A 20485-nucleotide genomic window follows, 5' to 3' on the forward strand; every position below is an offset into this window, starting at 1 on the left:
ATGCAGATACATACGAGGACGACGGGTGCGTTGGAAAATGGGGACAATGCGCAGGCGTTCGGTGCGGTTTGCTTAGAAGCGGCGGGGGAAAAGGGTGACGTGGCGCAAAGCAATTTGTTCGAGCGCGTCAGCGCGCGCTTGAAGGCTCAGGTCGGACCCGATGTCTATGCCAGCTGGTTTGCGCGGCTCAAGCTTCATTCGGTATCGAAGAGCGTCGTTCGTCTCACGGTCCCGACGACTTTTCTGAAGTCCTGGATCAACAATCGCTATCTCGACCTGATCACCAGCCTGTTCCAGGCGGAAGATGCCGAGATTCTCAAAGTCGAAATTCTGGTGCGCACCGCGACCCGGCAGAGCGCGAAGCCATGCGCCGATGAGCAGGCGGCGGTTCCGGATCAAGCGGCTGTCGCGCCGATCCGTCGCGCCGTCGCCCAGCCGGCGGGCCAGGTTGTTGCCCAGGCCGTGAGTGCAGCTACGGCTGCACGGCCTGCAACGGCAGGTACGCCGCTGTTCGGCTCTCCGCTCGATTCCCGCTTCACCTTCGATACTTTCGTCGAAGGTAGCTCGAACCGTGTCAGCCTGGCAGCGGCGAAGACCATCGCTGAAGCCGGCTCCGGTGCCGTGCGCTTCAACCCGCTCTTCGTTCATGCGACGGTCGGCCTCGGCAAGACGCATCTGCTGCAGGCGATCGCCAATGCAGCTGTGCAGAACCCGCGCGGCCTGCGCGTCGTGTATCTGACGGCGGAATATTTCATGTGGCGTTTCGCAACCGCGATCCGCGACAATGACGCACTGACGCTGAAGGACTCGCTGCGCAATATCGACCTGCTCATCATCGATGACATGCAGTTCCTGCAGGGCAAGATGATCCAGCACGAGTTCTGCCACCTCTTGAACATGCTGCTCGACAGCGCCAAGCAGGTCGTCGTCGCTGCCGATCGTGCTCCCTGGGAGCTGGAATCGCTCGACCCGCGCGTGCGTTCGCGCCTGCAGGGCGGCGTGGCGATCGAAGTCGAGGCACCGGACTATGAAATGCGCCTTGAGATCCTCAAGCGCCGTCTGGATGCTGCCCGTCAGGACGATCCGTCGCTGGAAATCCCGGCCGAGATCCTCTCGCATGTCGCCCGCAACGTGACCGCCAGCGGCCGCGAGCTGGAAGGAGCCTTCAACCAGCTCATCTTCCGCCGTTCGTTCGAGCCGAACCTGACGGTCGAGCGTGTCGACGAGCTGCTGGCGCATCTGGTTGGCTCCGGCGAACCGCGCCGTGTCCGCATCGAGGACATCCAGCGCATCGTCGCACGTCACTACAATGTCTCGCGTCAGGAACTCGTCTCGAACCGCCGCACACGCGTCATCGTCAAGCCGCGCCAGATCGCCATGTATCTGTCGAAGACGCTGACGCCGCGCTCCTTCCCGGAGATCGGTCGTCGTTTCGGTGGTCGCGATCACACCACGGTCCTGCATGCCGTGCGCAAGATCGAGGAGCTGATTTCCGGCGATAGCAAGCTGTCGCATGAGATTGAGCTGCTGAAGCGCCTCATCAACGAATAGACCGAGCGATCGGCTTCACTACATAGTTTACGGCCGGCTTGATCGCCGGCCGTTTCCTTTTGGGATAATAATCCGAGACAAAGTACGCCTATGCCGGCGGCGTGGTGCGCGAGACCTCGGAAAACAGCCAGGCCCGCAGCGCCACGATCGCCGGCCTTTCCAGCGCACCCGGCTGATAAACGAGATGGTAGGCGAGTGCGCTCGCAAATCCGGTCGGGAAGGGCGCAACGAGCGTGCCGTCAGCCAGTTCCTGCTCGACAAAGGAGCGGCGCATCAGTGCGACGCCGAGCCCAGCTTTCATGGCGTGGTAGGCGCCCATGCCGTCGGTGAAGACCGGCCCGTGCATGGCGTCCACCCGCGTTGCCCCGACGGCCCGCAGCCAGAGCTCCCAGTCGCGCCGATAGACATCGTGGATCAACGTCAGGGTGGCGAGATCGTCGACCGCAGGGGAGGGGCCGAGTGCTGACGCCATCTCCGGCGTACAGACCGGAACATATTCGTCATCGAGAAATCTCTCGCTTGCCAGCCCCTCGTAGCCGCCGAGGCCGTGGCGAATGGCAATGTCGATCCCATCCCGCTGGAAATCCATCATGCGATAGGACGCGCTGATGCGCAGATCGATATCGGGATGCGCCTCCTCAAAGCGTCGCAGCCGCGGCACCAGCCAATGCGTGGCAAAGCCGGCCGTGCAGGTAAGGGTCAGCACCGTATCCTTGGAGCGCATCGCCAGTGTAGCTGTCGCCTCGCGGATAAGGCGGAAGGCCGTTCGCATCGTCGCGAAATATTCGGCCCCATCTGTCGTTAGCGCAAGGCTGCGGGCGCGCCGCTCGAAAAGGCGCACGCCAAGCGCGCTTTCGAGGTCGCGGATCTGCAGGCTGATCGCGCCTGGCGTCACATGCAGCTCGTTTGCCGCCAGCGTCATGCTGAGGTGCCGGGCGGAGGCTTCGAAGGCGCGCAGCGCCGAAAGGGATGGCAGTTGATCCATGATGATTGAGTTCAGCTAAATCATGATCCGAAAAAGACTCGTTTGCCAGAGCCTCGATATCGCGAGATTATTGCAATAAATCTGATTGATGGCAATGATCTCGCGTCACACCATCAGTAAGTAAAACTCAATCAGCAAGATGCTGGAGATGATCTCATGTCACAGAAATCCATGGGCGCGGTCGAGTGGGGCATGCTGGTGGGTCTGTCCATTCTTTGGGGTGGCTCTTTCCTGTTCAACGGCATTCTGGTGCGCGAACTTCCGCCCTTCACCATCGTCGCCGCGCGTGTCGCGATCGCCGCTATTGCCCTGCATGTCATTGTGCGTGCCACCGGGCAGTCCATGCCGAGAGACCGCAAAACCTGGCTTGCCTTCTTCGCCATGGGCTTCCTCAACAATGTCATTCCGTTCCTGTTGATCGTCTGGGGCCAGACGCATATTGCGAGCGGCCTTGCCTCGATCCTCAATGCCACCACGCCGCTCTTTGCCGTCGTCGTCGCGCATTTTCTGACACAGGATGAGAAGATGACCGGCAATCGCCTGATCGGCGTCATCGTCGGCTTTGCCGGCGTCGCCCTGATGATCGGCCCTTCGGTGCTTGCAAGCCTCGGTTCCAACGTGCTGGCGCAGCTCGCCGTTCTGGGCGCGGCTTTCACCTATTCGCTGGCCGGCATATTCGGCCGCCGTTTCCGCCGCATGGGCCTGGCGCCGATCATTCCTGCCGCCGGTCAGGTGACGGGCTCGGCGATACTGCTTCTGCCGATCGCGCTCTTCGTCGACCGTCCCTGGACGCTGGCAATGCCCTCGACCGAGGCCTGGCTGGCGCTCGCCGGTCTGGCGCTCCTGTCGACCGCCATCGCCTATGTGCTGTTCTTCCGCATCCTTGCGACGGCCGGCGCCACCAACCTGATGCTGGTGACCTTCCTCATCCCCGTCAGCGCGATCCTGCTGGGTGCGCTCATCCTTGGCGAGAGCCTGCAGCCGAAGCATTTCATCGGCATGGCGCTGATCGCGGTCGGCCTTGCGGCAATCGATGGACGTCTCTTCACCCTCCCCTCGAGGGAGAGGGTCGGCACGTAGTGCCGGGGTGGGGTGATCTCGGTATTACCCGAGACATCATAGTGTACCCACGGAGGTCACCCCCACCCGCCGCTTCGCGGCGATCTCCCCTTCAAGGGGAAGGTGATTAACAAGCGAGATCGGCGACGACCGAGTCGAGAACCAGCATTCCCGCCGGCGTGCAGCGCAGGCGGGAATTGCCAATTCGCTCTATGAAACCGTGTTCCAGTAAAAACGCCTCGCGCTGCGGATCCGGGTCGCGGCCGGAAAGCTGCTGCCAGCGGGCGAGATCGACGCCTTCCCGCAGCCGCAGGCCCATCAGCAGCAATTCGTCGGCCTGCTCATCGAACCCAAGCATTTCCTGGTCGACCATGCCGTGACCATCGCGCTCGACCATCTCAAGCCAGCTTTCCGGCTTGCGCTCCGTCGCCGTCGCGAGCTTCTGCGGGCCGCGAGTCAGGCGGCCATGGGCGCCGGGGCCGATCCCTGCATAGTCGCCATAGCGCCAGTAGGTGAGGTTATGCCGGCTTTCGGCGCCGGGCCGCGCGTGATTGGAGACCTCATAGGCTGGCATGCCTTCGCGCTCGGTGAGCTCTTGTGTCGCCTCATAGAGCAGCGCCGATTGATCGCCATCAGGTACGATCAGCTTTCCGGCCTTGTGCAGGCCGTAGAAGGGCGTGCCTTCCTCGATCGTCAGCTGGTAGAGCGAGAGATGGTCGACTGCATAGGAGATCGCTTGCCTCAGCTCGCGTTCCCATTCCTCGACCGTCTGGTTCGGGCGGGCATAGATGAGATCGAAGGACATGCGCGGGAAGATTTCGCGCGCCAGTTTGATGGCCTTCAGTGCGTCGGCGACATCGTGCAGGCGGCCGAGGAACTTCAGGTCACGGTCGTTCAGCGCCTGCACGCCCATCGACACGCGGTTGACCCCGGCGGCGCGATAGCCGCGAAAGCGTTCCGCCTCGACGCTGGACGGATTGGCCTCCATGGTGATCTCGATACCGTCGGGCACATGCCAGGTCTTGGCAATGCCGTCGAGGATCGCGCCGACTGTCTCCGGCTTCATCAGCGAAGGCGTGCCGCCGCCGAGGAAGACGCTGGTCACGGTCTTCGGGCCGCTGATCATCCGCATCGTCGCCATTTCCTTCAAAAAGGCGGCGGCGAAACGCTCCTGATCGACAGGCTGATGGCGGACATGGCTGTTGAAATCGCAGTAGGGACACTTGGCTGCGCAGAAGGGCCAATGCACATAGACGCCGAAACCGGGTTCGCCGGTATCGGGCAGCAATTGCGCCCCGCGCATCAGATCCTCGGTATCTACGACTTCCACGGGGTTAGCTTATGCCTCCAGGCAGGTTTCGACAAAGATCTTGAAGGCGCGGGCACGATGCGAAAGCGCCTGCTCGTCGCCTGGCTTCCAGCCATGCTTCTGTTCGGCGCTCATTTCGCCGAACGTGGTCTCGTACCCCTGCGGCTGGAAGACAGGATCGTAGCCGAAGCCTTGGCTGCCGCGCGGCGGCCAGACGACGGTGCCTTCGACTTCACCGCGGAAAAGCTCGGTATGCCCGTCCGGCCAGGCAAGGCAGAGCACACTGACGAAGCGGGCCGTGCGGTTCTGCGGCGACGTGGCGCCAACCTTTTCCAGGGCGGTCTCGACCTTCTGCATCGCCATGGCGAAGTCGCGCGTGCCGTCGGCCGTTTCAGCCCAGTTGGCGGTATAGACGCCAGGATCGCCGCCGAGCGCATCGATGACCAGGCCGGAATCGTCTGACAGAGCCGGCAGGCCGGAGGCATTGGCGGAGGCAAGCGCCTTGATCGTCGCATTTTCCTCGAAAGTCGTGCCCGTCTCGTCCGGCTCGATGAAGTTGAGATCTGCGGCAGACTTGGCAGCAAAGCCGAGCGGGCCTATCAGATCGCGAATTTCCTGGATCTTGCCGGCATTGTGGCTGGCAACGACGATGGTCTTCGTATCGAGCTTGCGCATGTGCTGTCCTGTCATAGGCCCCAGATACGGGGTTCGGCGCATTCCAGGCTGTTACCGGCCGGATCGCGGAAATAGATCGATCGGCCGCCATTCGGCCAGTGAAAATCGGCTTCGATATCGACGCAGGCAACCTTCAGCTTCTGCGCCATGGTTTCGATCTCGTTGCCATCGACGCGGAAGCAGACATGCCCCTGCCCCTTCGTGCCATGCGGCGGCACGGGCAGGGCACCCGGCTCATGCGGCTTGACGGTTTCGTCGCTGTTGAAGATCAGAAGCACGCCCGGCCCGCAGCGATAGAAGACATGGCGGTTGCCGCCACGCGAAATCTTCTGCAACCCGAGTATGCCGCCATAGAAGGCCTCGGCCGCATCGAGATCGTCCGCATAGAGCGCGGTTTCAAGGACGCCTGCGAGGGCCGGGTCAGCCATTCAAATATCCTCAGGCGATAGCCTGCTTCTGCAGCTCCACCAGCTCGGCGATGCCGTTCTTGGCGAGATGCATCAGCGTGGCGAATTCCTCTTCGCTGAAGGGGGCGCCTTCAGCCGTTCCCTGAATCTCGACGATGCCGCCCTTGCCCGTCATGACGAAATTGGCGTCGGTTTCGGCCGAGGAATCCTCAAGGTAGTCGAGATCGATAACAGGCTGGTTGGCGAAGATACCGCAGGAGATGGCGGCGATGTGATCCTTCAGCACGCGCTCGACCTTGACCATGTTGCGGCTTTCCATCCACTTCAGGCAGTCGTAAAGCGCGATCCAGCCGCCGGTGATCGAGGCCGTGCGCGTGCCGCCATCGGCCTGGATGACGTCGCAGTCGACGGTGATCTGGCGCTCGCCCAATTCCTTGAGGTCGACGACGGCGCGCAGCGACCGGCCGATGAGGCGCTGGATTTCCTGCGTGCGGCCGCCCTGCTTGCCGGCGGCAGCTTCGCGCTTCATGCGCTCGCCGGTCGCGCGCGGCAGCATGCCGTATTCGGCCGTGACCCAGCCCTTGCCGCTGTTGCGCAGCCATGGCGGCGTCTTGTCTTCCAGGCTTGCCGTGCAGAGCACATGCGTATCGCCGAATTTCACCAGGCAGGAGCCTTCCGCGTGCTTGGAAAAATTGCGCTCGAACGACACCTTGCGCATCTGGTCGGTTTTTCTGCCTGAAGGCCGCATTCCACTCTCCTGAATGTTCGTTGACCGCTTCTACGACCCACAGGCCGCTTTTGCAAAGGAAAAGCAGGCTGCAAAGCCCCTCGGCGGCCATGGCGACATTTTTCCCTTTTGCCATTGCTAACTGAATGATTATATTTTGGCTAAGGCTCAACGGAATGGATCTGACAGCGAAATGGTATTCACGACATCGTCGGTCTCGGATGTCATTGCTGCACTGGACGAACGCTCCAAGGAAATCTTCCGCCGCATCGTCGAAGGCTACCTGGAAAGCGGCGAGCCATTGGGTTCGCGCAATCTCTCGCGCCTGTTGCCCATGTCCTTGTCGCCGGCCTCGGTGCGCAATGTCATGAGCGATCTGGAAGAGCTGGGGCTTATCTATTCGCCGCATGTGAGCGCCGGCCGGTTGCCGACCCAGGTAGGCTTGCGCTTCTTTGTCGATGCTTTCATGCAGGTCGGCGATCTCTCTGCCGAAGACCGCGCCAATATCGATCGGCAGGTGCGCGGCAGCAATCGCGACCAGCCAGTGGAATCGATGATGTCGGAGGCAAGCCGGGTGCTGTCGGGCATTTCGCGCGGTGCCGGGCTCGTCATCACCTCCAAGAGCGATCCGGTTCTCAAGCATGTGGAGTTCATCCGGCTGGAGCCGACCAAGGCGCTCGCCGTGCTCGTCGGCGATCACGATCAGGTCGAAAACCGGATCATCGAGCTCCCGGCCGGCACCACATCGTCACAGCTGACGGAAGCCGCCAATTTCCTCAACGCCCATATGACCGGCCAGACGATGCCGGAACTGCGGCGGCAGTTGCAAAGTCTCAAGGAAAGCGTGCGCCAGGAGCTGGATAGCCTCTCGCATCAGCTGGTTGAGCGTGGCATTGCCGTCTGGTCCGGCGGCGATGACGACGGCAAGCCGACACAGCTTATCGTTCGAGGTCACTCCAATCTGCTCGCCGAAATCGGCGGTGCGGAGGATCTGGACCGTCTGCGCCTACTCTTCGACGATCTGGAGAAGAAGGACAGCCTGATCGAGATCCTCAATCTCGCTGAAAGCGGACCAGGCGTGCGCATCTTCATCGGCTCGGAAAACAAGCTCTTCTCGCTGTCCGGTTCCTCGTTGATCGTGGCGCCCTATCGCGACGAGGACGATCGCATCGTTGGTGCCGTCGGCGTCATCGGCCCGACACGGCTGAATTATGCGCGCATCGTGCCCATGGTCGATTACACGGCCCAGCTGATCTCGCGGCTGACGCGGCCGGGGATGTGACGAGAAGATCTTAGCCGGTGCGGTCAATCGGGAAGCAGGACTCCCGATCCGCCCATCTCAGCCGGAAAATCCTTCTGTTTCGGCAGTCCGTCGCTCAGGTGCAGCACGGTCGTCTCGTAGTTGACGTGTACGACAGGCTGAAAATCGAGGTCGGGCAGGACGGCGGCGTAGACATCGGTGACGCCCCACGGCGGATGCTCGGTCAGCAGATGACCGCCGCAGACCGTGCACCACTTGCGCACGCTCTTCTCGGTCTTTTGATAGCTGCCGATCTTGTCCGAGCCCCTGGTGACGTGAACGGCTTCCGGCGGCCAGAGCGAGAAGGCATTGACCGGTCCCGCCGACCATTCCCGACAGGAGTCGCAATGACAGTAACCCATCGCCATTGGCTCGCCATCAACAGTAATTTCCACTGCGCCACAGAAACACTTGCCTGAAAGGGATTTGCCATTAGACATTGATGTCACCCCACGCTGTGCTGAGATGCATTTCAGCATACCACTGGTAGGGAGGGCTGAACAGTCGACGTCATAAGCGGTAGCCAGGAGCGGGGCGAGGTATTGCCACCGCCGTAAAGCCGCGAATTGGCTGTTCTTCTCGACAAAGCCTTGATTTTTTCCGATCAAACCTCGATATCGGGCACATCCAAAGACCAAGCAATTCGGAGACCGTCATGACCGACGAAACAACAAAAACCGGACCTGACGCCACGGCGGCCGACACGTCAGCGGATTTCGCGCAGGATGCAGCGGAAACCGTGGATGCGGCCGAGCCGTCTCAGCCAGATCCGGTTGAGCTGCTGAAGGCCGAAAACGGCGAACTGCGCGATCGCTATCTTCGCCTCGCTGCCGAGATGGACAACCTCCGTCGCCGCACCGAGCGCGATGTGAAGGATGCAAAGTCCTATTCCGTGGCAAGCTTTGCCCGCGACATGCTCTCGGTGGCGGACAATCTGCGCCGCACGCTGGATGCCATTCCGGCTGAAGCACGCGCCGGCGCCGATGCCGGCCTGAAGACGCTGATCGAAGGCGTCGAGATGACCGAGCGTTCCATGCTGTCGGCTCTCGAGCGCCATGGCGTGCGCCAGCTCGAACCAATTGGACAGAAATTCGATCCCAATTTCCACCAGGCCATGTTCGAAGTGCCCAATCCCGAGGTGCCGAACAACACGGTCGTGCAGGTGGTGCAGGCAGGTTTCGCCATTGGTGACCGCGTTCTGCGCCCGGCCATGGTCGGTGTTGCCAAGGGCGGCCCGAAGATCGTGGAAAATGCCGAGCAGGGCGCCAACAGCCCGCTGGACGAAAAAGACGCCTGATCCTTTTCAGGCACCGCAAAAATAAGAGCCGGATGATTTCAGATCATCCGGCTCTTATTTTTGCCTTGGTCCGATGCAATCCAATCCGTCAAAGCCAATCGGTCAAAGCATGTCGCGCAAACGTGTGCAGCGGTCTTGCGATACCGACGGGCTTTAGGCAGCGTTCGATGCCTGTTCTTCGTTGAGGAATGCGTAAATGGCGGAGGCGGAATCGGTGGCGCGCAGCTTCGCGACCAGATCCTGGTCTCGCAAAACGCGGGCGATGCGGGAGAGTGCCTTCAGGTGGTCTGCGCCTGCGCCTTCGGGCGCGAGCAGCAGGAAGACGAGATCGACGGGCTGGTCGTCCAGCGCCTCGAAATCGACAGGCGCTTCAAGGCGCGCGAAAATGCCGGCGATGGACTTGATGCTGGCAAGCTTGCCGTGCGGAATGGCGATGCCATTACCGACGCCGGTGGAGCCCAGGCGCTCACGCTGCAACACGACGTCGAAGATTTCACGTTCGGGCAATCCGGTCAGCTTGGAGGCTTTGGCGGCCAACTCCTGAAGCAGTTGTTTTTTGGAATTTGCCTTCAAGGCGGGGATGATCGCATCTTGCTGTAGCAAATCTGCCAATGCCATTCTCTTTATCCTTGCGTAGCGCCGAGAGCCGATGACGGGCAAGCGGCGGCCAGCTGCGATGATGCGCAGCCGCCGCTTATCTTCTATTCTCAGCCTTTGATATTGGCTGCGTCGATCCAGCCAATGTTACCGTCCTGACGGCGGTAGACGATGTTCAAGTGTTCGTTGCCGGGGCTGCGGAAGAGCAGCAACGGCTCGTCGGTCATGTCGAGTGCCATCACGGCAGTCGCGACCGACATGGTCTTCAATTGCTTCGTGCTTTCGGCGACGATCGCCGGCGCGAAATCGGCAGGAATTTCCTCGTCGTCATCCGGAACGCCGTCCATGACGGTATAGGCGACTTCCGCCTGCCCGTTCACATGGTTGCCGGCCTGATGGTCCTTGAGTTTGCGTTTGTAGCGGCGCAGACGCTTTTCGATGCGCTCGGACGCTGCATCGAAAGCAAGCTGCGGGTCCATGGCTTCGCCGGCAGCATGCAATACCACGCCGCTATCGAGATGAAGCTTGCAATCGGCCGCGAAGCGCGAACTGGACTTGTGTACAGTTACCTGACCTGAATACCCCCCGTCGAAGTATTTGGTCACGGCCATACCGATCTGGTCTTCTATCCGCTGGCGGAAGGAGTCACCAATTTCCATATGTTTACCGGAGACACGCACACTCATGGAGTTTCCCTTCTTGTAGTGGTTATTGCGCGTATCAGTTTACGCCAAGCCTCAAGCTCATCCAAGCACTTCACGCAGTCAAAGGCAAATTGCGTATATCGACCGCCTTTTGGATGGTGGGGATAAGTTTCATGGTCGTGCTGTCCTGCAGCGATTGCGGCGGGCTTCTAGCCCTGCCTCATGCGAAAGTCAACTGCGTCTTAACCGACTGTTAGGAGTTCGGCAGCCTGAGGTTGATGTCTGTCCGCTGTCAGAAACCGGAAACTTTGGCCAGAGCCCGCTTCTCCCGGCGTCGTTGCACGGAGGAGGGGATGTTCATGGCTTCACGGTATTTTGCAACCGTGCGGCGAGCAAGCTCGATCCCGCCCTTCTTCAGCGTATCGACGATATCGTCGTCGGACAGAACCGCATCCGGGCTCTCGTTCGAGATCAGCAGACGGATCTTGTGGCGCACGGCTTCGGCGGAATGGCTGTCTCCGCCCTCGACGGCACCAATCGAAACCGTGAAGAAATATTTGAGCTCGAACAGCCCGCGCGGCGTCAGCATGTATTTATTCGAGGTCACGCGGCTGACGGTCGACTCATGCATCTTGATCGCATCCGCCACGGTTTTCAGATTGAGCGGCCGCAGATGGTCGACGCCATGCAGCAGGAATGCGTCCTGCTGCCGCACGATCTCGCTTGCCACCTTCATGATCGTCTTGGCGCGCTGGTCCAGGCTGCGGGTCAGCCAATTGGCGTTCTGCAGGCATTCGGACAGGAAGGCATGATCCTGGCTGGTCTTGGAGACGGAGGCGAAATAGGACTGGCTCACCAGCACCCGCGGCAACGCATCAGGATTGAGCTCCACCAGCCAGCTCCCGTCTGCGGAAGGGCGCACGACGATATCGGGCATGATGGCCTCCGATATGTCGGTCTCGAAACCGCTGCCGGGCTTGGGGTTGAGCTGGCGAATCTCGGCCATCATGTCGAGCAGGTCTTCCTCGTCGACGCCACAGAGCCGCTTCAGCGCCGCAAAATCGCGCCGGGCAAGCAGCTCGAGATTTTCGATCAGCCGCTCCATGGCGGGATCGAAACGATCCTTCTGCCGAAGCTGAATCGCCAAGCATTCGCTGAGAGAGCGTGCAAAGACGCCAGGCGGATCGAGCTGCTGCAGTGCTTCCAGCACGCGCTCCACGTCGGCAAGTGATGCCCCGAGGCGCTCGGCCGTCTCGCAAAGCTCGGCGCGCAGATAGCCGGCGTCGTCGAGCTGGTCGACCAGATGCTGGGCGATCAGCCGATCGCCCATGACGGGGAGCGAGAAGGGAATTTGTTCGTTGAGATGATCGCGCAGCGACACCTGGCCGGCAACGAAATCGTCCAGATCGTAGCTTTCGCCGGCCTCGCCGCCGGGCATGGATTTCCACTGGCTGAGCAGTTCCGGCGCATCGGCGCGCTGCGGGCTGCCGTCATCGGGAAAGACGTCGCCGAAATTGGTGTCGAGCTCGTCGCTCAGCCGGTTGGCATTGCCGGTATTGTCACTCTCGTACCAGTCGCTCGCAAGGTCGCCGGCATTGCGTTCGGAGCCATCCTCGCCATGGGCTTCTTCCATGGTCTCGAAGCGTTCGTCCTTGGTTTCGCGATCACCGCCGCTGCCTATATCCTCGTCATTTGACGCAAATTCCAGCAGCGGATTCTTCTCGACTTCCTGCGCGATGAATTGAGTGAGCTCGAAATGGGTCATCTGCAGCAACTGGATGGATTGCATCAGTTGCGGTGTCATCACCAGGCTCTGGCTTTGGCGCAGGAAAAGATTGGCCGATAATGCCATGGCGGACGCGGGACTCCCCTTGAACTCCTCGGGAATCCGCGCCTTTTGTCACTAAAATTCTCGCGAAATTCCAACTGGCCCAAAAATTGCTTTTTTATTGGATTTGGTCAAGCGGAACTGTGATGCCGAAGTAAATTTCCGGCACGCGGTAGCATCCGCTAATATTGGCGGATGGGAGGATGGAATTTCAGCCTATCAGAGGCTGAAATTGTCACCCAGATACAGCTTGCGTACTTCAGGATTGCTGACGATATCGTTCGCGCGGCCGTGGGTCAGCACTTCACCTGCATGGATGATATAGGCGCGGTCGATCAGGCCGAGCGTCTCGCGGACATTGTGGTCCGTGATCAACACGCCGATGCCTCGTGCCGTCAGGTGATGCACGAGGTTCTGAATGTCGGCGACCGAAATCGGGTCGACGCCGGCGAAAGGCTCGTCAAGCAGCATGAAGGTCGGGTCGGTCGCCAGTGCGCGAGCGATTTCAAGGCGGCGCCGTTCGCCGCCCGAAAGTGCGATCGCCGGCACGCTACGCAGATTGCGAATGTGGAACTCTTCCAGCAATTCGTCGATCTTGCGCTCCCGTTTCGTCTTGTCCCTTTCATGGACCTCGAGCACGGCGCGGATGTTTTCTTCCACGGTCAGGCCGCGGAAAATCGAGGCTTCCTGCGGCAGGTAGCCGACACCAAGCCGTGCGCGGCGATACATCGGCATCGAGGTAACATTGTTGCCGTCGATCTCAATCGTGCCCTCGTCGACCGGCACCAGTCCGGTGATCATGTAGAAGCAGGTCGTCTTGCCGGCGCCGTTCGGCCCGAGCAGTCCGACTGCCTCGCCGCGGCGCACCACCAGCGAAACGCCATTGACGACGCGGCGCCTGCCGTAAGTCTTGGTGAGGCCACGGGCGATCAGCGTACCCTTATAGCGCGCTTTGTCCGCGGCCGGTGCGCTGGATGCCGCAGAAGACGGCCCGGGCACGCCGGGCAAGGTGGAGGTTGTCGATGTCGTCACGAGGGGGCCGGTATCAGTTTTTCTTTTGTTGTTGTTGCTGCACTTGCTGCGACTTCGGATCGAGCTGAATCTGGACGCGGCCGCCACAGGAATCCAGCTGCGCTTCGCCCGTTGCCATATGCACGGTGAGCTGGCAGCCGGTGAAAACGTTCGGTCCGTCGGTCAAAACGACTTTCTTGCCCTTGAGGATCGCAAGCTGGTTGGCCATGTCGAAGGAACCGTCCTCCGCCGTCGCGGTCTGCGTGCCGGAAACGAGGTAGACCTTGTCGGTGACCAGGATGTGGTCGATGTTGGCATCGCCGGAAACGAGGGACTGGTTCTGCTCCTTGGCGGCCTTGGCAACGGGATTTTCTTCCGCCGGCTTGGCATTGGCATCGCCCGGTTGCTTCTTCTTGTAGAAGACCGTCATCTTGCCGGCCTGCATGGTCGTGGTGCCCTGGACCACCTTGACGTTGCCGGTAAAGACGGCCTGGCTCTCCTGGTCATGGATCTCGAGCTTGTCGCTTTCGATCTGGATCGGCTGATCCTTGGAGAGAGCAAGACCCGGCATCGAGCTGGTCGTCGATTGCGCGCCGGCATTAGCGGCGGCAAAGAAAGTAACTGCGCCAAAAGCACAGAGAAGGCCGGCCTTGCGCAAGCCGGAATTGAAAATTGAATTAGGCCAATACTTTATCATGAACCGCCCGGCTTCTGTTGGCTATCTGAATTATGGAGAGCGGCAGGTTCGATGTTCATCCGAACCTGCCCGTCGAATTCGATTACGCTTCCCTTATCCGTCATCTTGAGCGAACGCGCAACAACCGACATGCCACCTCGGGTGATAGCAACCTCGTCCTGGCTCGAAAGGTCGCCCTTCTTCACATCCAGGAACGCGGTCTTGAATTCGGCGCGCAGGCCGTTGTCCATAATGACGGTGAACGGCTCGGTCAGCTTCAGCGTGTCGGCCTGGCGATCGAAATCCGCGCTCTGGGCCGTCACATGGGCGATCACCTCGGTATTGACCGGCATCGAAGCCTTGATGGTCTTCAGCGTGATCATGTTCGGGTTCTTGATATCCTGCAGTGCCTTTTCGGCGAGCAGCGAATAATTGATGCCGTCCTTGTTGCGGCCGGCAATGGCAGGACGTTCCATGACGACCTTGCCGTCCTCGATCCTGGCGCCCTCGATCTGGATATCGGCCGGCAGATAGGCGCGGATGACCGAGACCGCAATGAAGATGAGCGAGACGATGAGAGCGGCGAGCGGCAGCAACACCTTGAGCCGCTTGACGCGGCTAGAGTGGAAGATCGCGTCCTTATACGCGTTCCGTTCCGGCATCGAGCGGATTGCCTCGCCGGGGGGCTCGATCGTATTGAGCATGCAACAGGTCCGTCTTTTATGATCCGGAGAACCGTATTCTCACGCTATGCGAGGCTGTGCCAAAAAGCCTATCGGATCGTTTCGCATTATTGCACTGGCTTGCCAATATGGATTTTTTTCTGCGGTGGGCGAATTTTAGCAGAAAAATATGCCATAAGCCGGTTTCATCAGGTCAGGCGATGTCCTATCTCATGAACCAGCAGAGCGACGTCCCGCCGACGACATCGAAAACGGGAAACGCTTTTCTCTAAGGATTGTGCCCGTTTCAAGGTGTCATACATCCGGTTTGTGGCGCTTTCAATTTGTTGCAGGGAGAAATAAGGCGTGATGGACAGTTCTGCAATCGCGGATCGGCGACAATTGCGCCGCAAACTTGGTTTCTGGCGCATTGTTGCCGTTTTGCTCCTCGTGGCACTGGGTTTCGCGCTTTACCGCTTTGTTTCCGCCGACCTGCCGGATACGCGCGGTCCGCAAATCGCCCGCGTCACCATCTCCGGGCTTATTCAGGATGATCCCGAGCTCCTTGAGCGTCTGAAGAAGATCCGCGACAACGACCAGGTCAAGGCGCTGATCGTCTCGATCTCGTCGACCGGCGGCACCACTTATGGCGGCGAACGCATCTTCAAGGCGATCCGCGCCGTCGCCGCCAAGAAGCCGGTCGTATCGGACATCCGCACCGTCGCAGCCTCGGCCGGCTACATGATCGCGACGGCTGGCGACGATATCGTTGCGGGCGATACCTCGATCACCGGGTCGATCGGCGTCATCTTCCAGTATCCGCAGGTCAAGGACCTGCTCGACAAGGTCGGCGTTTCGCTGGACGAGATCAAGTCGGCGCCCTTGAAGGCCGAACCCTCGCCGTTCCATCCGGCGAGCGAAGACGCCAAGAACATGATCCGCAATATGGTCATGGACAGTTACGCCTGGTTCGTGGATCTGGTGGCCGATCGCCGCAAATTGCCGCGCGACGAGGTGCTGAAACTTGCCGACGGCAGCATCTTCACCGGCCGTCAGGCGCTGCAGAACAAGCTGATCGACACGCTCGGCGGCGAGGACGAAATTCTAGCCTATCTCGAAACGCGCAAGGTCAAGAAGGACCTGCCGATCGTCGATTGGAAGCGGGAAGACAAAACTTCGTCCTTCTTTTGGCCGGGGGCCGCTTCCTGGTTGCTAAATCGTCTCGGTTATGATGATTTTATCAAAGGAGAGAGTCTCCAGAAAATCATGACCGATAAGTTGTTTCTTGACGGCCTGCTTTCTGTTTGGCAGGGTGCAGCCAATTGATAAATCAATGATTTAAGGGGATAGCTGTGATCAAGTCGGAACTGGTGCAGATTGTTGCCGCCCGCAACCCGCATCTCTATCACCGCGACGTCGAAAATATCGTCAATGCAGTCCTGGATGAGATCACCGATGCGCTCGCCGCGGGAAACCGGGTTGAGCTTCGCGGCTTTGGCGCTTTTTCCGTCAAGAACCGGCCTTCGCGCTCTGGCCGCAATCCGCGCACGGGCGATACGGTCTTCGTCGAAGAAAAATGGGTTCCCTTCTTCAAGACGGGCAAGGAATTGCGCGAGCGTCTGAATCCAGGCGCCGGCGACGACGAAGAAGACGACAACTGATCGGGCCATTCCGGCCGAGTTTTCCCAAATGCTCCGACGAAAATAGTCGTCGGACATGATTGTGCCGCGACGCGGTGGCACTTGAATTCAGCCGCCTCTTTTCTATTCTGCGGCTGAAGGCGGCTTGGGTGCAGGGCATCCATGGCTGCGGACAAAGGAGCTGCGCAATGGCCAAGAAGATCGTCAATCTGCTGATATTGCTGCCGCTCGGCATCATCCTCATCATATTCTGCGTCGCCAACAGGCAATCCGTGACATTGGCCCTCAATCCGTTCCGGCCGGACGACCAGGTGCTGTCGCTGAATGCGCCGCTCTTCGTGCTGCTGTTCGTCGCTCTGATCCTCGGCATGATCGTCGGCGCGGCAGTCACCTGGTTCACCCAGGGAAAGCATCGCAAGCGCGCCCGCAATCAGTCGCGGGAAGCGGTGCGCTGGCAGGCCGAAGCCGACAAACATCGCACCCGCGCCGAAGAGATCGCCGGGCAGCTGCCGTCAAAGTGACGTGAGGTCGGCGAGCCGCATCTCTTTATAGTCGCCCTCTGGCGACGCGCCATCGCCGATGATCTCGAAGCCGAGCCTCCTGTAAAACGCCATGGCGCGCATGTTTTTGACCAGGCATTTCAGCCGGTAGCGGCGCTGAGGCCATTCAGGCAGTCCGGCAAGCAGGGCCTTGCCGGCACCGCGGCCTTGGAAGGTCGGCAGTATATAGAGCATATGGATGAAGTCGTCCGGCTCCCAGATTGCGGCAAAGCCGACAACTGCGCCGTGCTCGTCCTCGCAGACGAACAGGCGTTCGCCATTGGTATGAGCGGCAAAATCTTCGAGCGTGAAATGGCCGGGCTCGACCCATAGGAACGTTTCGCGACGGACGCGGAGGTAGATCTCCGCAAGCTGCTGCATGTCCTGTTCGCGCGCTGGCCGAACGGCCCAAATCTCAAATGTCGATGTCATGATCGACTATATGGGGCCGAAATCGAGCCCTGACAATCAGGCGCTCGCCTGGCCGTTGATGGCAGCGGTGAAATCGGCGAAAAACTGTTGTGCCAGCTTCTTGGCGCTCGAATCCACCAGGCGCGAGCCCAGCTGCGCGATCTTGCCGCCGACCTGCGCCTTCGCTTCATATTGCAGGACCGTCTCGTTGCCGTCTTCCTTCAGCACGACATCAGCTCCGCCCTTGGCAAAACCGGCAATGCCGCCTTTTCCTTCGCCCGAGATCGTATAGCTTTCCGGCGCATTGATGTTGGTCAGCTTGACCTCGCCGTTGAAGGAGGCGGAAACCGGGCCGATCTTTAGCTTGACGGTTGCCGTCAGCTCCGTCGGGGAGACCCAGTCGAGGCTCTGGCAGCCGGGAATGCATTGCTTGAGGATGTCGGAATTGTTGAGCGCGGCCCAGACGGCATCTCTAGGCGCCGCGATCCGTTCTTCGCCGGTCATGTCCATGCGCAATCCTCCCTATGTGACATTTTGTGCATGGATCATCGCAGATCGGAAAGCGCTTTGCCAAGTGGCGGCCAGATGCTATTTGCACGCACATATCAATTTTGAGACAAGCATGGTGAAACATAGGGAAAGCCGGCCCGGCCAGAAAGCCGGGGGCGGTCTTGGGGCAAAACCCCGGCGTGACATGTCCGGTAAGCCGCCGGCAAAGCCCGCGGGTGCTGCCTCAAGGCCAGCCAAGCCTTCGCGCGATCATGGCGAGCGTGTTGCCGAGCCGCGTGCTGTTGCGCCGGTCGCTGCCGCTCCTGAACGCCCGCTGATCGCTCGGACCGGCGAACGCCTGGCCGAGCGTGTGCCCGTCATTCTCGAGTCTCTCGGTGCCGGGGATTTCCACCTTATCGACAGCGGCAATGGGCTGAAGCTCGAGCAGTACGGTCCCTATCGCATCGTCCGCCCCGAGGCACAGGCGCTTTGGCCGCCGTCGCTTGCCGCGCATGTCTGGGATAATGCCGACGCTATCTTCACCGGCGACACGGATGAGGACGGCATGGGCCGCTGGCGCTTCCCGCGCGAAGCGCTCGGCGAGACCTGGCCGTTGCAGCTGCTCGGCGTCGATTTTCTCGGCCGCTTCACTGCCTTCCGCCATGTCGGCGTCTTCCCGGAGCAGATCGTCCACTGGGCCTGGATGAAGGAGCAGGTCGAGGCGGCGAAAAGGCCGCTCAAGGTGCTCAATCTTTTTGGCTATACCGGTGTCGCCTCGCTGGTGGCTGCCGCCGCCGGCGCTGAAGTGACCCATGTCGATGCCTCGAAGAAGGCAATCGGCTGGGCACGTGAAAACCAGGCGCTGGGCCGCATGGAAAAGCTGCCGATCCGCTGGATCTGCGAGGATGCCATGAAGTTCATCCTGCGCGAGGAGCGCCGTGGCAACAAATACGATATCATCCTGACCGACCCGCCGAAGTTCGGCCGAGGCCCGAATGGCGAGGTCTGGCACCTGTTCGAGCACCTGCCGCTGATGCTCGACATCTGCCGCGAGATCCTGTCACCGAAGGCACTCGGCCTGGTACTGACGGCTTATTCCATCCGCGCCAGCTTCTATTCCATCCATGAGCTGATGCGCGAGACGATGCGCGGCGCCGGCGGTGTCGTCGAATCCGGCGAACTGGTCATCCGCGAGGCCGGCCTCGATGGCCGCACGCCGGGCAGGGCGCTTTCCACCTCTCTCTTCAGCCGCTGGGTGCCGAAATGAACCAGGATTTCCGTAGTGACGGCCCGCGCAAGGTCGGACAGGTCAAGGAGGTCACCTCGCTTGCCAATCCGATCGTCAAGGACATCAAGGCGCTGACGGTCAAGAAGTCCCGCGAGGAAAGCGGTGCCTTCTTAGCCGAAGGGCTGAAACTCGTCATCGATGCACTCGAGCTCGGCTGGACGATCCGCACGCTGGTTTATGCCAAGGCCGCCAAGGGCAAGCCGCTCGTCGAGCAGGTCGCCGCAAAGACGGTGGCCGCCGGCGGGCTGGTGCTTGAGGTCAGCGAAAAGGTCATCGGTTCGATCACCCGCCGTGACAATCCGCAGATGGTGGTCGGCGTCTTCGAGCAGCGCTGGCGGCCGCTTCGGGAGGTCAAGCCAGCGACTGGCGAGACCTGGGTGGCGCTCGACCGCGTGCGCGATCCCGGCAATCTCGGCACCATCATCCGCACCGCCGATGCGGCCGGCGCTTCCGGCGTCATCCTTGTCGGTGAGACCACAGATCCGTTTTCGCTGGAAACCGTGCGCGCCACCATGGGCTCGATTTTCGCCGTTCCCGTCGTCAAGGCGACGCCGGAGGAGTTTCTGGCCTGGAAAAAGAAGGCTGACGTCTCTGTCGTCGCCACCCATCTGGCCGGCGCTGTTGATTACCGCACCATCGACTACAAGAAGAAGCCTGTCGTCATCCTGATGGGCAACGAGCAATCCGGCCTGCCGGATGCCTTGGCGAAAGAGGCCGACGCGCTTGCCCGCATCCCGCAGGCCGGCCGTGCCGACAGCCTCAATCTGGCGGTCGCGACAGCAGTCATGCTGTTCGAAGCCCGCCGCCATATCCTGACACTCATCTGATTCTGACACTTACCTGGCGAGACCCGATGACCGAAAGCGAGACCCACGAACAGCCGACTGCAAAGCCAGCCCTGTTTTCGCGGCCCCTGCCTATCCTGATCTTCATCGTGGTTGCTGTCATTCTCGATCAGGCCATCAAGATCATGGTGGATCACTGGCTGCCGCTGCAGGAGATGGTGCCGGTCATTCCGATGCTGGCGCTCTATCGCACCTATAATCTCGGCGTCGCCTTCTCGATGCTCTCAGGCATGGACGGCTGGTTCATCGTCGGGATGCGGCTCGTCATCGTCGCCTTCGTGCTCTGGCTCTGGCGGCGCACGCCCGACCATCGCTGGCTTGCACATATGGGCTTTGCCCTGATCATTGCCGGCGCTCTCGGCAATCTGCTGGACCGCTTTCTCTACGGCCACGTGATCGACTACATACTCTTTCATACGCAGACATGGTCTTTCGCCGTTTTCAATCTTGCCGACAGTTTCATCACCATCGGTGCAGGCTGCGTCATTCTCGACGAGCTTCTGATGCCGAAAAAGGCAAAAGCTTAAAATTCTAGCGAATCCCTG

24 protein-coding genes are annotated in these 20485 nt (G+C 60.5%); 10 read left to right on the top strand and 14 right to left on the bottom strand.

All coding sequences use genetic code 11. The features are described from left to right. Entirely contained in the window at positions 1-1551 is a 1551-nt protein-coding gene (gene dnaA / locus ABOK31_RS00005) for a chromosomal replication initiator protein DnaA (RefSeq protein WP_349957284.1), read from the top strand. 88 nt (positions 1552-1639) lie between these two features. Here the strand turns inward: dnaA and gcvA are convergent, their stop codons facing one another. Further along, positions 1640-2536, bottom strand: a complete 897-nt coding sequence (gene gcvA, locus ABOK31_RS00010; protein ID WP_349957285.1) for a transcriptional regulator GcvA — start codon at positions 2534-2536, stop codon at positions 1640-1642. 156 nt (positions 2537-2692) lie between these two features. Here gcvA and ABOK31_RS00015 point away from each other — a divergent pair, with 156 nt between their 5' ends. After that, positions 2693-3616 (top strand): DMT family transporter, encoded by a 924-nt coding sequence (locus tag ABOK31_RS00015; RefSeq protein WP_349957286.1) that lies wholly within the window; start codon positions 2693-2695, stop codon positions 3614-3616. 106 nt (positions 3617-3722) lie between these two features. On the opposite strand, the gene hemW is transcribed toward ABOK31_RS00015, so the two are convergent. The 4 genes from hemW to rph are packed head-to-tail and all read right to left on the bottom strand — an operon-like array spanning position 3723 to position 6734. Then, positions 3723-4898, bottom strand: a complete 1176-nt coding sequence (hemW, locus tag ABOK31_RS00020) for a radical SAM family heme chaperone HemW (protein ID WP_174176087.1) — start codon at positions 4896-4898, stop codon at positions 3723-3725. A gap of 36 nt (positions 4899-4934) precedes the next feature. After that, positions 4935-5579 carry an RdgB/HAM1 family non-canonical purine NTP pyrophosphatase gene (gene rdgB / locus ABOK31_RS00025; RefSeq protein ID WP_349957287.1) on the bottom strand — a complete coding sequence of 215 codons (645 nt, stop codon included), beginning with the start codon at positions 5577-5579 and terminating at the stop codon, positions 4935-4937. 11 nt (positions 5580-5590) lie between these two features. After that, entirely contained in the window at positions 5591-6007 is a 417-nt protein-coding gene (locus tag ABOK31_RS00030) for a VOC family protein (protein WP_349957288.1), read from the bottom strand. A gap of 10 nt (positions 6008-6017) precedes the next feature. Further along, positions 6018-6734, bottom strand: a complete 717-nt coding sequence (gene rph / locus ABOK31_RS00035) for a ribonuclease PH (RefSeq protein WP_075855433.1) — start codon at positions 6732-6734, stop codon at positions 6018-6020. Positions 6735-6906: 172 nt separating this feature from the next. Here rph and hrcA point away from each other — a divergent pair, with 172 nt between their 5' ends. Next, complete coding sequence (gene hrcA / locus ABOK31_RS00040) at positions 6907-7995, top strand: heat-inducible transcriptional repressor HrcA (RefSeq protein WP_349957289.1); 1089 nt, start codon at positions 6907-6909, stop codon at positions 7993-7995. Positions 7996-8018: 23 nt separating this feature from the next. Here hrcA and ABOK31_RS00045 read toward each other — a convergent pair whose 3' ends face one another. Further along, positions 8019-8453: a GFA family protein gene (locus ABOK31_RS00045; protein WP_174175656.1), complete on the bottom strand. Its 435-nt coding sequence runs from the start codon at positions 8451-8453 to the stop codon at positions 8019-8021. A 215-nt stretch (positions 8454-8668) separates the two neighbouring features. On the opposite strand from ABOK31_RS00045, the gene grpE reads away from it, so the two are divergent. After that, entirely contained in the window at positions 8669-9310 is a 642-nt protein-coding gene (gene grpE, locus ABOK31_RS00050) for a nucleotide exchange factor GrpE (RefSeq protein ID WP_015338600.1), read from the top strand. 153 nt (positions 9311-9463) lie between these two features. Here grpE and ptsN read toward each other — a convergent pair whose 3' ends face one another. The 6 genes from ptsN to lptC all read right to left on the bottom strand — a co-directional run bounded on the left by ptsN (position 9464) and on the right by lptC (position 14770). Beyond that, positions 9464-9928 carry a PTS IIA-like nitrogen regulatory protein PtsN gene (gene ptsN / locus ABOK31_RS00055; RefSeq protein ID WP_015338601.1) on the bottom strand — a complete coding sequence of 155 codons (465 nt, stop codon included), beginning with the start codon at positions 9926-9928 and terminating at the stop codon, positions 9464-9466. 89 nt (positions 9929-10017) lie between these two features. Then, positions 10018-10593, bottom strand: a complete 576-nt coding sequence (gene raiA, locus ABOK31_RS00060) for a ribosome-associated translation inhibitor RaiA (RefSeq protein WP_075855429.1) — start codon at positions 10591-10593, stop codon at positions 10018-10020. A 250-nt stretch (positions 10594-10843) separates the two neighbouring features. Then, on the bottom strand, positions 10844-12403 hold the full coding sequence (gene rpoN / locus ABOK31_RS00065) for an RNA polymerase factor sigma-54 (RefSeq protein ID WP_349957292.1): 1560 nt from the start codon (positions 12401-12403) through the stop codon (positions 10844-10846). 195 nt (positions 12404-12598) lie between these two features. Continuing rightward, positions 12599-13378 (bottom strand): LPS export ABC transporter ATP-binding protein, encoded by a 780-nt coding sequence (gene lptB, locus ABOK31_RS00070; RefSeq protein ID WP_174176085.1) that lies wholly within the window; start codon positions 13376-13378, stop codon positions 12599-12601. A 46-nt stretch (positions 13379-13424) separates the two neighbouring features. Then, on the bottom strand, positions 13425-14087 hold the full coding sequence (locus ABOK31_RS00075) for an LptA/OstA family protein (RefSeq protein ID WP_349957293.1): 663 nt from the start codon (positions 14085-14087) through the stop codon (positions 13425-13427). Next, entirely contained in the window at positions 14084-14770 is a 687-nt protein-coding gene (lptC, locus tag ABOK31_RS00080; protein ID WP_174175650.1) for an LPS export ABC transporter periplasmic protein LptC, read from the bottom strand. The genes ABOK31_RS00075 and lptC overlap by 4 nt, the downstream gene beginning before the upstream one ends. Before the next feature lie 327 nt (positions 14771-15097). Here lptC and sppA point away from each other — a divergent pair, with 327 nt between their 5' ends. The 3 genes from sppA (at position 15098) to ABOK31_RS00095 (ending at position 16889) form a co-directional block, all read left to right on the top strand. Then, a complete protein-coding gene (gene sppA / locus ABOK31_RS00085; RefSeq protein ID WP_349959037.1) occupies positions 15098-16054 on the top strand; it encodes a signal peptide peptidase SppA in 957 nt (318 codons plus the stop codon). A gap of 26 nt (positions 16055-16080) precedes the next feature. Then, complete coding sequence (locus ABOK31_RS00090) at positions 16081-16389, top strand: integration host factor subunit beta (RefSeq protein WP_015338608.1); 309 nt, start codon at positions 16081-16083, stop codon at positions 16387-16389. 167 nt (positions 16390-16556) lie between these two features. After that, positions 16557-16889, top strand: a complete 333-nt coding sequence (locus ABOK31_RS00095; protein ID WP_349957295.1) for a LapA family protein — start codon at positions 16557-16559, stop codon at positions 16887-16889. Here ABOK31_RS00095 and ABOK31_RS00100 read toward each other — a convergent pair. Further along, entirely contained in the window at positions 16881-17339 is a 459-nt protein-coding gene (locus tag ABOK31_RS00100) for a GNAT family N-acetyltransferase (RefSeq protein WP_349957297.1), read from the bottom strand. The two genes, ABOK31_RS00095 and ABOK31_RS00100, sit on opposite strands and share 9 nt — an antisense overlap. Positions 17340-17375: 36 nt before the next feature. Continuing rightward, the gene (locus tag ABOK31_RS00105; RefSeq protein ID WP_174175642.1) at positions 17376-17828 is read right to left on the bottom strand and encodes a carbon monoxide dehydrogenase subunit G; all 453 of its coding nucleotides are present in this window, start codon (positions 17826-17828) and stop codon (positions 17376-17378) included. Positions 17829-17943: 115 nt separating this feature from the next. Here ABOK31_RS00105 and ABOK31_RS00110 point away from each other — a divergent pair, with 115 nt between their 5' ends. The 3 genes from ABOK31_RS00110 to lspA are packed head-to-tail and all read left to right on the top strand — an operon-like array spanning position 17944 to position 20467. Continuing rightward, on the top strand, positions 17944-19074 hold the full coding sequence (locus ABOK31_RS00110) for a class I SAM-dependent methyltransferase (protein WP_349959039.1): 1131 nt from the start codon (positions 17944-17946) through the stop codon (positions 19072-19074). Beyond that, positions 19071-19922, top strand: a complete 852-nt coding sequence (locus ABOK31_RS00115; protein WP_349957299.1) for an RNA methyltransferase — start codon at positions 19071-19073, stop codon at positions 19920-19922. The genes ABOK31_RS00110 and ABOK31_RS00115 overlap by 4 nt, the downstream gene beginning before the upstream one ends. Positions 19923-19948: 26 nt before the next feature. After that, positions 19949-20467, top strand: a complete 519-nt coding sequence (gene lspA / locus ABOK31_RS00120) for a signal peptidase II (protein ID WP_174175638.1) — start codon at positions 19949-19951, stop codon at positions 20465-20467. The last annotated feature ends 18 nt before the right edge of the window (positions 20468-20485 follow it).

Source organism: Rhizobium sp. ZPR4, from assembly GCF_040215725.1.
Classification (GTDB): domain Bacteria; phylum Pseudomonadota; class Alphaproteobacteria; order Rhizobiales; family Rhizobiaceae; genus Rhizobium; species Rhizobium rhizogenes_D.

Coding starts and splice junctions, on each gene's coding strand:
- sppA (WP_349959037.1), top strand. CDS start 15,098: ATGGACAGTTCTGCAATCGCGGATCGGCGACAATTGCGCCGCAAACTT.
- ABOK31_RS00115 (WP_349957299.1), top strand. CDS start 19,071: ATGAACCAGGATTTCCGTAGTGACGGCCCGCGCAAGGTCGGACAGGTC.
- hemW (WP_174176087.1), bottom strand. CDS start 4,898: ATGCGCGGGGCGCAATTGCTGCCCGATACCGGCGAACCCGGTTTCGGC.
- hrcA (WP_349957289.1), top strand. CDS start 6,907: ATGGTATTCACGACATCGTCGGTCTCGGATGTCATTGCTGCACTGGAC.
- lptC (WP_174175650.1), bottom strand. CDS start 14,770: ATGCTCAATACGATCGAGCCCCCCGGCGAGGCAATCCGCTCGATGCCG.
- rph (WP_075855433.1), bottom strand. CDS start 6,734: ATGCGGCCTTCAGGCAGAAAAACCGACCAGATGCGCAAGGTGTCGTTC.
- ABOK31_RS00015 (WP_349957286.1), top strand. CDS start 2,693: ATGTCACAGAAATCCATGGGCGCGGTCGAGTGGGGCATGCTGGTGGGT.
- grpE (WP_015338600.1), top strand. CDS start 8,669: ATGACCGACGAAACAACAAAAACCGGACCTGACGCCACGGCGGCCGAC.
- gcvA (WP_349957285.1), bottom strand. CDS start 2,536: ATGGATCAACTGCCATCCCTTTCGGCGCTGCGCGCCTTCGAAGCCTCC.
- ABOK31_RS00105 (WP_174175642.1), bottom strand. CDS start 17,828: ATGGACATGACCGGCGAAGAACGGATCGCGGCGCCTAGAGATGCCGTC.
- dnaA (WP_349957284.1), top strand. CDS start 1: ATGCAGATACATACGAGGACGACGGGTGCGTTGGAAAATGGGGACAAT.
- raiA (WP_075855429.1), bottom strand. CDS start 10,593: ATGAGTGTGCGTGTCTCCGGTAAACATATGGAAATTGGTGACTCCTTC.
- ABOK31_RS00095 (WP_349957295.1), top strand. CDS start 16,557: ATGGCCAAGAAGATCGTCAATCTGCTGATATTGCTGCCGCTCGGCATC.
- ABOK31_RS00030 (WP_349957288.1), bottom strand. CDS start 6,007: ATGGCTGACCCGGCCCTCGCAGGCGTCCTTGAAACCGCGCTCTATGCG.
- lspA (WP_174175638.1), top strand. CDS start 19,949: ATGACCGAAAGCGAGACCCACGAACAGCCGACTGCAAAGCCAGCCCTG.
- ABOK31_RS00075 (WP_349957293.1), bottom strand. CDS start 14,087: ATGATAAAGTATTGGCCTAATTCAATTTTCAATTCCGGCTTGCGCAAG.
- rpoN (WP_349957292.1), bottom strand. CDS start 12,403: ATGGCATTATCGGCCAATCTTTTCCTGCGCCAAAGCCAGAGCCTGGTG.
- ptsN (WP_015338601.1), bottom strand. CDS start 9,928: ATGGCATTGGCAGATTTGCTACAGCAAGATGCGATCATCCCCGCCTTG.
- ABOK31_RS00100 (WP_349957297.1), bottom strand. CDS start 17,339: ATGACATCGACATTTGAGATTTGGGCCGTTCGGCCAGCGCGCGAACAG.
- rdgB (WP_349957287.1), bottom strand. CDS start 5,579: ATGCGCAAGCTCGATACGAAGACCATCGTCGTTGCCAGCCACAATGCC.
- ABOK31_RS00045 (WP_174175656.1), bottom strand. CDS start 8,453: ATGTCTAATGGCAAATCCCTTTCAGGCAAGTGTTTCTGTGGCGCAGTG.